Origin of the sequence: Alkalilimnicola sp. S0819 (assembly GCF_009295635.1) — a bacterium.
GTDB lineage: Bacteria > Pseudomonadota > Gammaproteobacteria > Nitrococcales > WHIW01 > S0819.
Map to the genome: position 1 here is coordinate 57370 of NZ_WHIW01000009.1, position 11489 is coordinate 68858.

Here is an 11489-nt window from a genome sequence, read left to right on the forward strand (position 1 = left end):
GAGAAAGTTCGAATGAAAGATTCGGTGCGGGGCGGCGACCTACTCTTCGGCGCCAGCCTCGTCCGCCGGGCCTTCGTCCTCGGCCTCGCCGTCCTCGCCCAGGGCCTCGATGCGCTCCACGCTCACCAGCGGCTCATCCTCGCCCAGGGAAATCAGCTTCACGCCCTGGGTGTTGCGGCTCAAGCGGGAGATCTCCGCCACCCGGGTGCGCACCAGCGTGCCGGCCTTGGTGATCAGCATGATCTCGTCCTGGTCCACCACCTGGCAGGCGCCCACCACGGCGCCGTTGCGCTCGGAGCCCTGGATGGAGATCACGCCCATGCCGCCGCGCCCCTTGGTGGGGTATTCCTCCAGCGGTGTGCGCTTGCCGTATCCGCGTTCGGTGGCGGTGAGAATGTCACCCTCGCCGAGGATCAACAATTCGATGACGTGCTGGTCTTCGGGCAGGCGCACACCACGCACGCCGGCGGCGGTGCGGCCCATGGCGCGGACCTCGTCCTCGCGGAAGCGCATGGCCTTGCCACCGCTGGTGAACAGCATCACCTCGGACTCGCCGTCGGTGATACCCACGTTCACCAGGTGATCGTCCTCATGCAGGTTCAGGGCGATGATACCGCTGGAGCGCGGGCGCGAGAAATGCGATAGCGGCGTCTTCTTCACTGTGCCGTTGCGGGTGGCGAAGAACACGAAGTGCTCGTCGTCGAACTCCTTGATGGGCAGCACCGCGTTGATCCGCTCCTCCCCCTCCAGGGGCAGCAGATTGACGATGGGCTTGCCGCGCGCGTTGCGGCTGCCCTGGGGCAGCTGGTAGACCTTCAGCCAGTAGACCTTGCCGGCGCTGGAGAAGCACAGCAGCGTATCGTGGGTGTTGGCCACGAACAGCTTGTCGATGAAGTCCTCCTCCTTCATCTTCGTCGCCGACTTGCCCTTGCCGCCACGACGCTGGGCCTGGTAGCTATCCAGCGGCTGGGACTTGGCGTAACCGGTATGGGAGAGGGTCACCACCACGTCCTCGGGGGCGATCAGGTCTTCCAGGGTCAGATCCAGCGTGGACTCCAGCACTTCGCTGCGGCGCGGATCGTTGTACTGCTCCTTGATCGCTTCCAGCTCCTCGCGGATGACTTCCAGCAGCCGCTCGGAGGAGCTGAGAATCTCCAGAAGCTCGGCAATGCGCGTCAGCAGCTCCTGGAATTCATCCAGAATCTTGTCCTGCTCCAGGCCGGTGAGCCGGTGCAGGCGCAGATCCAGAATGGCCTGGGCCTGGGTGCTGGTCAGGCGGTAACCGTCCTCGCTCAGACCGAAGCCGTCCTCCACCCAGTCCGGGCGGGAGGCATCGGCGCCGGCGCGCTCCAGCATGGAGGTCACGCTGCCCGGCTGCCACACACGGCTGACCAGCGCTTCGCGGGCCTCCGCCGGCCCCGGCGAGGCCTTGATCAGGGCGATCACCTCGTCGATGTTGGCCAGCGCCACGGCCAGGCCTTCCAGTATGTGCGCACGCTCCCGGGCCTTGCGCAGGTCGAACACGGTGCGCCGGGTCACCACCTCGCGGCGGTGGCGCACGAAGACTTCCAGGATGTCCTTGAGGTTCAGCAGCCGGGGCTGGCCGTCCACCAGGCCCACCATATTGATGCCGAACACGGTCTGCAGCTGGGTCTGCTGGAAGAGGTTGTTGAGCACCACCTCGCCCACCTCGCCGCGGCGTAGCTCGATGACCATGCGGATGCCGTCCTTGTCGGACTCGTCACGCAGCTCGGTGATGCCCTCGATGCGCTTTTCCTTGACCAGCTCGGCGATCTTCTCCAACAGCCGAGCCTTGTTCACCTGGTAGGGCAGCTCGCTGACAACGATGCGCTGGCGACCGTTGCTGTCTTCCTCGAACTCGGCGCGGGCGCGCATCACCATGCGGCCACGGCCGGTGCGATAGGCCTCGCGGATACCGGCCACCCCGTTGATGATCGCGCCGGTGGGCAGGTCCGGCGCCGGGATGTACTCCATCAGCCCGTCGATATCCAGGCTCTCGTCGTCGATCAGCGCGATGCAGGCATCCACCACCTCGCCCAGGTTATGGGGCGGAATATTAGTGGCCATGCCCACGGCGATGCCGGAGCCGCCGTTGACCAGCAGGTTGGGGATCTTCGCGGGGAGCACGGTGGGCTCGCTCTCGGAGCCGTCGTAGTTCTCGTCGAAATCGACGGTTTCCTTTTCGATGTCCGCCAGCAGCTCGTGGGCGATGCGGGCCATGCGCACTTCGGTGTATCGCATGGCCGCGGCGTTGTCGCCGTCGATGGAACCGAAGTTGCCCTGACCGTCCACCAGCATGTAGCGCAACGAGAAGGGCTGGGCCATGCGCACGATGGTGTCGTAAACGGCGGAATCCCCGTGGGGATGGTACTTACCGATCACGTCACCGACCACGCGAGCGGATTTCTTGTAGGCCTTGTTCCAGTCGTTGCCCAGCTCCTTCATGGCGTAGAGCACGCGCCGGTGCACGGGCTTGAGCCCATCGCGCACGTCGGGGAGCGCGCGGCCCACGATCACGCTCATGGCGTAATCGAGGTAGGACTGCCGCATCTCGTCTTCGAGGTTTACGTGGAGAATCTCTTTGGCGACGCTGGACATCGAAACTCGCTTTTAAATCAGTCTGCTGGAGAAGCGACCGCAGGGTTTTCCGGACACTCGCAGGAAGCCGCAAATACTACCATAGAGCACGCGCGCGCGGCACCCGACAATGCGGCCAAGGCCCTCCGCTCCCAGGCAGGAGCGGCTCAGGAGCGCGAAAGCTTTTGAGCAGAAACCGGGGCGGGGGAAAGCCGGTCGCGGCCATGAGCCGCCCCTATCAGAGGATGGAAAACAAAAAACCCCGCGCGGAGGCGGGGCTTCGGACAGGACGGGGGCGGGGCTTACTCGGCCTCGGCCCGGTAGGCCTTTTCCACCACCACGGTCTCGCGGGGCACATCGCTGTGCATGCCCTGGTTACCGGTGGGCACCTTGGCAATCCGGTCCACCACGTCCATGCCCTCTACCACTTCGGCGAACACGGCGTAGCCGAAGTCGCGACTGCCGTGATCCAGGAAGGCGTTGTCGGTGAGGTTGATGAAGAACTGGGAGGTGGCGCTGTCCACCACCTGGGTGCGGGCCATGGAGAGGGTGCCGCGGCTGTTCTTCACGCCGTTGTCGGCCTCGTTCTTGATCGGCTCGCGGGTCTTCTTCTGATCCATCTCGGCGGTGAAGCCGCCGCCCTGGATCACGAAGCCGGGAATGACCCGGTGGAAGATGGTGCCGTCGTAGAAGCCCTCGTCCACGTACTGCAGGAAGTTCTGCACCGTGATCGGCGCCTTGTCCTCGTACAGCTTCAGCTTGATGTCACCGTGGTTGGTGGAAAAAACGACCATGGGGGAGTCTCCGTTGGCTGGGTTTTCGGCGTACGCAGAAGCCGGGCCGAACAGGGCCAGACTCCCGAACAGGAGCGCAAGAATAACGGAAGCGCGAAAACGGTGCATGTGCTGATCCTTTTCGTAAAACAATGATGCCTCGCGCAAAGGCCGCAAAGGCACCCAGGGAGACACTGAGCAGGTATCAGGCCTCGCCCAGCAGGCGGACAATCAACTGACGCAGATGCGTGGCGGTGGCGGCCGGGCGCTCCAGGGGGAACATGTGCCCCCCGGGCATGGCGCTCAATTGCAGGCCGAAGCGGCGCGCGAAGCGGCGCACCTCACCGCGCAGGGCCACATCGCTACCTTCGCCGTAGACCAGCGCCCCGGGCACCTGCAGGCGGGAGTAGCGATGCAGATCATGGGGGATGGTGCGGAATATCTCCACCTCCACCTCCGGGCGAAAGACCAGCTCCACGCCGTTCTCCGCCGCGGCGGTACCAAAGCGCACGTAGTCATCCAGACACTCCGGGTCGAAGGCACGGAACAGGCGCTTGCGCCCCAGCTGCGCCTTCACCTGCTCCCGGTCCGGCCAGTGGCGGCGCCGCCCGCGGCTCAGGCCGGCCGGCGTGAGGGCATCGACCTTGCCCAGGCGCTTGGCCGCGCGCATCACCAGCGCGCTGGCCCCGAACAGCACCGGCGGGTCCAGCATCACCACGGCACGGAACAGCGCCGGATGGCGCACGGCGGCGAGAAAGGTGAGCAGCGCCCCCAGGGAATGCCCCACACCCACCACCGGCTCGTCGGCACGGGCGCGCAGAAAATCCGCCAACTGGTCGGCCAGCCGCCCCCAGTTGTCGCTTACCGGGTAACGCTTGTCATGCCCCACCTGGTCGATGGCGATCACCCGATGATCCGGCTCCAGGCGGCGCAGCAGGGCCTTGTAGGCGCCGGAGGGAAAGCCGTTGGCGTGGGCGAAATGCAGCAAAGGCTTGTTGTTCAAGGGGACACCCATCCGCCGACTCAGCGGTCGCTGGCCTCTCCCCCTTCCAGGTCGTCCGCCTCCCGTACGGCCTCGGCCATCCACTCCTCTATGGCCGGCAGCCGCAGGATATGATCCCGATACGCCGCCTCCGGCCCGTCCAGCTCCACCCCGTAGGAATGGAAGCGCAGGGCCACCGGCGCATACATGGCATCGGCGATGCTGAACTGGCCGAACAGCCAGGGGCCCCGCGCGGCACTGCGCTCCAGACAGCCACGCCAGATCTCGCGAATGCGGGCTATGTCCGCCTCCACGTCCTCGGAGATGGGGTAATGCCCCATGTGCAGCCGGCAGTTCATGGGCAGCTCCCGGCGCAGCGCCGGGAAGCCGGCGTGCATTTCGGCCGCCAGGGCGCGAGCCGCGGCCCGCTCGCCCTTATCCTCCGGCCAAAGCTGCTTTTCAGGGAAGCGCTCGGCCAGATATTCGCAAATGGCCAGGGAATCCCAGACCCGCAGCTCGCCATCACGCAGCGCGGGCAGCAGGCCCGTGGGGCTGTAGGGAAGCACTCGCTCGCGGGATTCGGGGCGGTACAGGGGGATGCGCAGCTCCTCGAACTCCACCCCCGCCTGGCGCAGCACCAGCCAGGCCCGCAGGGACCACGATGAATAATTCTTGTTGCCGATCACCAGCGTCAGTTGGCCCATACGCTCCATCCTCATTCAACTTATTGCTTTAGTGTCGCATCCACTCAGCCCCGGGCCAACAGCCCCGCCATACGCTCCGGGTTGGGGCGCTCCACCACGCCCCGCTCCGTCACCAGCACATCCACGTACTCGGCGGGGGTGACATCGAACACCGGGTTCCAGGCCTCGGCCCCGACAGCCGCCACGGGCTGACCGCCCAGTTGCAGCACTTCCTCGGCGGGGCGACTTTCGATGGGGATACTGTCCCCGCTGGCGAGGCTCATATCGACGGTAGAGGTGGGCGCCACCACCATGAAGCGCAAGCCATGGGCGCGCGCCGCCAGGGCCAGACCGTAGGTGCCGATCTTGTTGGCCACATCGCCATTGGCGGTGATCCGGTCGGCGCCCACGATCACCCAGCTCAGCCCCCCCTGGCGCATCAGCGCGGGGGCGGCGGCATCGGCCAACAGGCACACGGGGATCTCGTCCCGGCCCAGCTCCCAGGCGGTGAGCCGCGCGCCCTGCAGCCAGGGGCGGGTCTCATCGGCGTAGACGCGGCTCAGCTTGCCCGCCGCCCAGGCACTGCGAATCACCCCCAGCGCCGTGCCATAACCGCCGGTGGCCAGCGACCCGGTATTGCAGTGGGTCAACACCGCCGTGGGGCCTTCTATACAGGCCGCCCCCAGCTCCCCCATGCGCCGGTTGGTCGCCAGGTCCTCGCTGTGTATCCGTTCGGCTTCGGCCAGCAGCGCCGGTTCCGGATCGCCATCGAGCCCGTCCAGCAGCGGCCGCATCCGCGCCAGCGCCCAGCCCAGATTCACCGCCGTGGGACGGGACTCGGCCAGCCGCGCCAGGTCCTCGGCGAAAGCCCCCCGCCAGTCCAGCGGCGAAGCCGCGTAGCGGGCCCGGGCCGCCAGCACCACAGCGTAGGCCGCGGCGATGCCGATGGCGGGCGCACCGCGCACCACCATATCGCGGATGGCCGCGGCCACGGCGGCCACGTCCTGGCAGAGCAGGTAACGCTCCTCGCCGGGCAGCAATCGCTGATCCAGCAACTCCAGCCCCTCGTCGGTCCAGGCAATCGGCCTTACCCTGTCAAAACCCGCGCTCACCATCACCTCCATCCGCCAAACCCGGAAGACACGCAATTCTGCCACAGCAACACGGCGGCGTAGGCGCGTTATACTCCGGCCGGCATCGAGCAAGGGTTGAAACAGAACAATGGAACACGTCGATCTGCTGCTGCACGCGCGCTGGGTCATTCCGGTGGAACCGCCGGACACGGTGCTGGAGCACCACAGCGTCGCGGTGCGCGATGGCCGGATACTCGCGATCCTTCCCCAGGCCCAGGCCCGCGCCGCCTACCGCGCCACCCGGGTGGAGGAGCTGGCCGATCACGCCCTGCTCCCCGGCCTGATCAATGCCCACACCCACTCCCCCATGAGCCTGTTGCGCGGCCTGGCCGACGATCTGCCGCTGATGCAGTGGCTCAGCGAGCACATCTGGCCCGCGGAGCAGGCCCACGTCAGCGCCGAATTCTGCCAGGACGGCGCCGAGCTTTCCCTGGCCGAGATGCTGCTGGGCGGCGTGACCTGCATGAACGATATGTACTTCTTCCCCGATGTGCTGGCCCGCAGCGCGGCCCGGGCAGGCATGCGCGCCGCGATAGGGATGATTCTGATCGATTTCCCCAGCGCCTGGGCGAGCGGACCCGAGGAATACCTGAGCAAGGGCCTGGCGCTGCACGATGAGTACCGCAACCACCCCCTGATCAGCACGCCCTTCGCCCCCCACGCGCCCTACACCGTTTCCGAGCCATGGCTGGAGCGGGTCGCCACCTTGGCCGAGGAACTGCAGGTAGCGGTGCACATCCACCTGCACGAGACCGCCCACGAGGTGGCGGAAAGCGTCGCGCAGACCGGTGAGCGCCCGATTGCCCGGCTGGACCGGCTGGGCCTGCTCAACCCGGGGCTGATGGCGGTGCACATGACCCAGCTCCAGGATGAGGAAATCGCCCGTCTCGCGGAGACCGGCAGCCACGTGGTGCACTGCCCGGAATCCAACCTCAAGCTCGCCAGCGGCTTCTGCCCCGCGCAAAAGCTGCTGGATGCCGGTGTGAACCTCGCCCTGGGCACCGATGGCGCGGCCAGCAACAACGATCTGGATATGTTCGGTGAGATGCGCACCGCCGCGCTGCTGGCGAAAGGCGTGTCCGGCGATGCCACCGCCCTGCCCGCCGCCCGCGCCCTGCACATGGCCACCCTGGGCGGCGCCCGGGCCTTGGGCCTGGAGGCGCAGACCGGCTCGCTGGTAGCGGGCAAGACCGCCGATCTCATCGCGGTGGACCTGTCCGGGCTGGACATGGAGCCGGTCCACGACCCGGTCTCCCAGCTGGTCTACGCCGGCAACCGCCAGCAGGTCAGTCACGTCTGGGTGGCCGGCCGTCACTTGGTAAACCAGCGTCGGCTCACCACTCTGGACAGGGAGGAGATCCTGGGCAAATGTCGCCGCTGGCGTGATAAGATCGCCGGCAAACAGTGACGCGGTGCACACCGCCGGAACGGATCTGAAATGAGCGCAGGCAGCACCAATGTAGACCCGCGGGAAGTGGCCAAATTCGACGCCGCCGCCGCCCGTTGGTGGGACCCGGAAGGGGAATTCAAGCCCCTGCACCAAATCAACCCCTTGCGCCTGGACTACATCGAGCGCCGCGCCGGTATCGCCGGCAAGCGGATCATCGATGTGGGCTGCGGTGGTGGCCTGCTCGCCGAGGGCATGGCCGCCCGCGGCGGCCAGGTGCTGGGGCTGGACATGGCCCCCGCCGCCCTGCAGGTCGCCCGCCTGCACGCCCTGGAGACCGGCACCGAGCTGGAATACCGCCAGGGCACCGTGGAAGATCTGGCCGAGGAGCAGCCCGGGCAGTACGACCTGGTCACCTGCATGGAAATGCTGGAGCACGTGCCCAGCCCCGCCTCGGTGATCGCCGCCTGCGCGAAGCTGGTCAAGCCCGGTGGGCAGGTGCTGATGTCCACCCTGCACCGCAACCCCAAGAGCTATCTGTTCGCCATCCTGGGCGCGGAGTATCTGCTGAAGATGCTGCCCAAGGGCACCCACGATTACCGTCAGTTCATCCGCCCCTCCGAACTGGAAGCCTGGGCCCGCGATGCCGGCCTGCAACTACGCGACCTCACCGGCATGAGCTACAACCCGCTCAGCCGCGAGTACAGCCTGGGCCGGGACGTGAGCGTGAACTATCTGGCCCATTTCACCCGAGTCGAGGATAGCGCGAACTGACATGCCGAAACCGCTGCAAAGCCGTGCCGTACTGCTGGACCTGGACGGCACCTTGCTGGACACCGCACCGGACCTGATCGGCACCCTCAACGATCTGCGCGCCGAAGAAGGCCTGGAACCGCTCACCGACGGCATGGTCTTTCCCGCCGTCTCCCACGGCAGCGGGCCGCTGATCAGCCGCGGCTTCGACCTGGAGCCCGGGCAAGCCCGCTTCCAACCCCTGCGCCAACGCTTTCTGGACCGTTACCAGGAACGGGTCAGCCTCACCACCCGCGCCTTCGACGGCATGGACGAACTGTTGCACGCCCTGGACGCCCTGGGCGTGCCCTGGGGCGTGGTCACCAACAAGCCCGGCGGCCTCACCGAGCCCTTGTTGAAGGATCTTGGCTATTACCATCGGGCCGCCTGCGTGGTCAGCGGCGACACCCTGCCCTGGCGCAAGCCCCACCCGGCACCCGTCCTGCTGGCCTGCGAGCAACTCGGCATGGCCCCGGCCGACTGTATCCTGGTGGGCGATGCCGCCCGGGACGTGGAAGCCGGCCACCGGGCCGGGGTCATGACCCTGGTCGCCTTGTTCGGCTACCTCGCCGCCGAGGATCGCTTCACCCATTGGGGAGCCGACGGCGTCATCCGCCACCCGCTGGAGGTGCTGCAATGGCTGGCCGGAGATGTCCGCGCCACCAGCCCACTGCCCCGGGCCTCCTGTTACGCATGAACGCCGAACAGTACTGTCGCGAAAAGGCCGCCGCGCGGGGCTCCAGCCTGCATTACACCTTGCGGTTCGCCGAGCGCGACCGCCAGCCGGCCCTCTACGCCCTGCACGCCTTCCATGCCGAGGTGATGAGCGCCGGGCGCGAGATCAGCGAACCCGCCGTCGCCTCGGTGAAGCTCAACTGGTGGCGCGAAGAGCTGGAGCGCCTGTTCCGCGGCGAAGGCCGCCACCCGGTCAGCCAGGCCCTCGCCCCGGCGCTGGAGCGCTATAACCTGCCCCGGGAATACTTCGAGGAGATGATCCAGGCCGCCCAGACCGACCTGGACTACAACGCCTACCCCGACTTCAAGGCCCTGAGCCTCTACTGCCACCGCGCCGGCGGCGCGCTGCAGGAACTGCTGGTGGAGGTCAACGGCTACCGGAACCGGGAAACCAGCCGCTACGCCCACGATCTGGGCATGGCGCTGCAGCTGGGCGAGATCCTGCGCCGGGTGCGTCAGGACGCGCTGGTCGGGCGGGTCTACCTGCCCGAGGACGAAATGCGCCGCGTCGGCATCGACCGGGGCGAGCTGCTGCGCCCCACCACCAGCGACAAACTGCGGGAATTCTTCGCCCTGCAGGCCGATCGCATCGACGATTTCACCACCCAGGCCCTGCAGCGCCTGGCCCCGGAAGATGCCCGCGCCCAGCGCAGCGGTCTGATCCGGCTGATCCTGCAGCGCCGGCTGCTGGACGAGCTGCGCGCCGAGCGCTTCCCGCTGCTCGATCGCGGCATCCACCTCACCCCGCTGCGCAAGCTCTGGCTTGCCTGGCGTACCGCCCGCTCCCCCGTCCGCGCCCGCAACAAGGAACTCGCCCGATGAGCGACCACGACGCCGACACCCTGATCTACGCCGATTACGACGCGCCCCTGGACCTGCTGCAGGCTCGCGCCATCCTGGTCACGGGTGCCGCCAACGGCATCGGCCGCGCCGTCGCCCTGGCGCTGGCCAACCACGGCGCCACGGTCATCCTGCTGGACAAGGACCTGCGCAACCTGGAAACGGCCTACGACGCCATCGAGAACAACGGCGCCCCCCAGCCCGCGCTCTACCCGCTGAACCTGGAAGGCGCGAGCCCCGAGGACTACGAACAGCTCGCCGCCAGCCTGCGGGAGAACTTCGGCCGCCTGGACGGCCTGGTGCACGTCGCCGCCGCCCTGGGCAAGCCCGCGCCGCTGGAGCTCTACGACATCGAGCAGTGGTACCGCAGCCTGCAGACCAACCTCAACGGCCCCTTCCTGCTCACCCGCGCCTGCCTGCCGCTGCTGCGCGAAAGCGATGCCGCCTCGGTGCTGTTCACCAGCGATGCCGCCGGGCGCGAGAAACGCGCCTACCAGGGCGCCTACGGCGTCGGCAAGGCCGGCATCGAAGGCATGATGCGCGTGCTCGCCGCCGAAACCGAAGGCAGCAGCGACATCCGCGTCAACAGCCTGGACCCCGGCCCCACCCGCACCGCCCTGCGCCGCAACGCCTACCCCGGCGAGAACGCCGCCCGCCTGCCCGCTCCGGATGCCGTGGCCGGCGCTTTCGTCTATCTTATGGGGCGCGACGGACGGCACCTGCACGGCCAGGCCTTGCGCGTGCTGCCGGCGGACGCGAAATAATTTGTATGAAGTTATGACAAGGCTCACAGAAACCCGCCAGGACGCGGACCTATAGTGGGCTCGGCACAATAAGAGGTAATTCCATGGAAGACGCGCTCAAACTGACCCAACTCCTCGACAGCGAACTGAGCGTGGCTGCCGTACAGGGCGCCGACATCCAGACTCTCATGGTCGCTTTCAAGCGCCTGTCGCTGACCACCGGCCAGGCCGTCTACAACTGGACGCCCAGCAACGGCCTGTACCGGCTAGGCGCCGAACACATCCTCATTCCTCGCACCCGCCAGCCCGTGGACGTGCTCTCCTACGTGCTGAGCAGCCGCCATTACGGTATGTACCTGCTCCACGAAATGGCCGAGCACCTGCGCAAGGCCCCGGTGCAGAGCCTGCTCAAACGCATCGTGCAGAAGCAGGACGGCGTGCGCCGGCTGGTGCTGCTGCTGGACGAGCACACCGAGATTCCCGCCGGGCTGGAAGAGGTGGTGGGCGTGGTGCGCTTCACGGCCCAGCGCGCCACCGGCACCGAGGGATAAGCCGCCCCCGCCGTCGCCGAAAGATCACTCGTTCTCGGGGCGCAGCGATACGTCGGCGGCGCCCTCTTCGTTGATGGACACCCGGAACAGGATAGGCTGGCAGCAGACCTGGCAGTCCTCCACATACTCCTGCTCGGGCACCGAGGGATCCAGCAGCACCTCCTGGCGGGCGTCGCAGTAGGGGCAGTGGATTTCGTTTGGAATGAGCTGATCCATCATGGGCACCTTTGAGAGCCTGGAAAAGGACAGCAGGGCAACACAGGCGGCAAGTG

General features: G+C 67.2%; 12 protein-coding genes. 6 read left to right on the forward strand and 6 right to left on the reverse strand.

What is annotated here, in order from left to right; genetic code table 11:
- Positions 1-39: 39 nt before the first annotated feature.
- The 5 genes from gyrA to mtnA form a co-directional block, all read right to left on the reverse strand.
- Positions 40-2619, reverse strand: a complete 2580-nt coding sequence (gyrA, locus tag GBG68_RS09100) for a DNA gyrase subunit A (protein WP_152146636.1) — start codon at positions 2617-2619, stop codon at positions 40-42.
- Between the two features lie 281 nt (positions 2620-2900).
- Complete coding sequence (locus GBG68_RS09105) at positions 2901-3500, reverse strand: peptidylprolyl isomerase (protein WP_413463313.1); 600 nt, start codon at positions 3498-3500, stop codon at positions 2901-2903.
- Positions 3501-3576: 76 nt separating this feature from the next.
- Positions 3577-4374 (reverse strand): alpha/beta fold hydrolase, encoded by a 798-nt coding sequence (locus GBG68_RS09110; protein ID WP_226801754.1) that lies wholly within the window; start codon positions 4372-4374, stop codon positions 3577-3579.
- A gap of 20 nt (positions 4375-4394) precedes the next feature.
- A complete protein-coding gene (locus tag GBG68_RS09115; protein WP_152146639.1) occupies positions 4395-5057 on the reverse strand; it encodes a glutathione S-transferase family protein in 663 nt (220 codons plus the stop codon).
- A gap of 44 nt (positions 5058-5101) precedes the next feature.
- On the reverse strand, positions 5102-6148 hold the full coding sequence (gene mtnA, locus GBG68_RS09120; RefSeq protein WP_152146698.1) for an S-methyl-5-thioribose-1-phosphate isomerase: 1047 nt from the start codon (positions 6146-6148) through the stop codon (positions 5102-5104).
- Between the two features lie 109 nt (positions 6149-6257).
- Here mtnA and GBG68_RS09125 point away from each other — a divergent pair, with 109 nt between their 5' ends.
- From GBG68_RS09125 to GBG68_RS09150, 6 genes are all read left to right on the forward strand, one after another.
- Positions 6258-7577, forward strand: a complete 1320-nt coding sequence (locus GBG68_RS09125) for a TRZ/ATZ family hydrolase (protein WP_152146640.1) — start codon at positions 6258-6260, stop codon at positions 7575-7577.
- A 30-nt stretch (positions 7578-7607) separates the two neighbouring features.
- A complete protein-coding gene (gene ubiG, locus GBG68_RS09130; RefSeq protein WP_152146641.1) occupies positions 7608-8330 on the forward strand; it encodes a bifunctional 2-polyprenyl-6-hydroxyphenol methylase/3-demethylubiquinol 3-O-methyltransferase UbiG in 723 nt (240 codons plus the stop codon).
- A gap of 1 nt (position 8331) precedes the next feature.
- Positions 8332-9045 (forward strand): HAD-IA family hydrolase, encoded by a 714-nt coding sequence (locus tag GBG68_RS09135; protein WP_193222276.1) that lies wholly within the window; start codon positions 8332-8334, stop codon positions 9043-9045.
- Entirely contained in the window at positions 9042-9905 is an 864-nt protein-coding gene (locus GBG68_RS09140; protein ID WP_152146642.1) for a squalene/phytoene synthase family protein, read from the forward strand. Before GBG68_RS09135 ends, GBG68_RS09140 begins: the two co-directional genes overlap by 4 nt.
- On the forward strand, positions 9902-10687 hold the full coding sequence (locus tag GBG68_RS09145) for a YciK family oxidoreductase (RefSeq protein ID WP_152146643.1): 786 nt from the start codon (positions 9902-9904) through the stop codon (positions 10685-10687). Before GBG68_RS09140 ends, GBG68_RS09145 begins: the two co-directional genes overlap by 4 nt.
- Before the next feature lie 83 nt (positions 10688-10770).
- Positions 10771-11217, forward strand: coding sequence for a hypothetical protein (locus GBG68_RS09150; protein ID WP_152146644.1), 447 nt, complete (start codon positions 10771-10773; stop codon positions 11215-11217).
- Positions 11218-11241: 24 nt separating this feature from the next.
- Here the strand turns inward: GBG68_RS09150 and GBG68_RS09155 are convergent, their stop codons facing one another.
- On the reverse strand, positions 11242-11436 hold the full coding sequence (locus GBG68_RS09155; RefSeq protein ID WP_226801755.1) for a CPXCG motif-containing cysteine-rich protein: 195 nt from the start codon (positions 11434-11436) through the stop codon (positions 11242-11244).
- Between the last annotated feature and the right edge of the window lie 53 nt (positions 11437-11489).

Bases quoted from the DNA above. Each gene is read 5' to 3' on its own strand.
- gyrA (WP_152146636.1), bottom strand. From the start codon at position 2,619: ATGTCCAGCGTCGCCAAAGAGATTCTCCACGTAAACCTCGAAGACGAG.
- GBG68_RS09105 (WP_413463313.1), bottom strand. From the start codon at position 3,500: ATGCACCGTTTTCGCGCTTCCGTTATTCTTGCGCTCCTGTTCGGGAGT.
- GBG68_RS09115 (WP_152146639.1), bottom strand. From the start codon at position 5,057: ATGGGCCAACTGACGCTGGTGATCGGCAACAAGAATTATTCATCGTGG.
- GBG68_RS09125 (WP_152146640.1), top strand. From the start codon at position 6,258: ATGGAACACGTCGATCTGCTGCTGCACGCGCGCTGGGTCATTCCGGTG.
- ubiG (WP_152146641.1), top strand. From the start codon at position 7,608: ATGAGCGCAGGCAGCACCAATGTAGACCCGCGGGAAGTGGCCAAATTC.
- GBG68_RS09135 (WP_193222276.1), top strand. From the start codon at position 8,332: ATGCCGAAACCGCTGCAAAGCCGTGCCGTACTGCTGGACCTGGACGGC.
- GBG68_RS09140 (WP_152146642.1), top strand. From the start codon at position 9,042: ATGAACGCCGAACAGTACTGTCGCGAAAAGGCCGCCGCGCGGGGCTCC.
- GBG68_RS09145 (WP_152146643.1), top strand. From the start codon at position 9,902: ATGAGCGACCACGACGCCGACACCCTGATCTACGCCGATTACGACGCG.
- GBG68_RS09150 (WP_152146644.1), top strand. From the start codon at position 10,771: ATGGAAGACGCGCTCAAACTGACCCAACTCCTCGACAGCGAACTGAGC.
- GBG68_RS09155 (WP_226801755.1), bottom strand. From the start codon at position 11,436: ATGATGGATCAGCTCATTCCAAACGAAATCCACTGCCCCTACTGCGAC.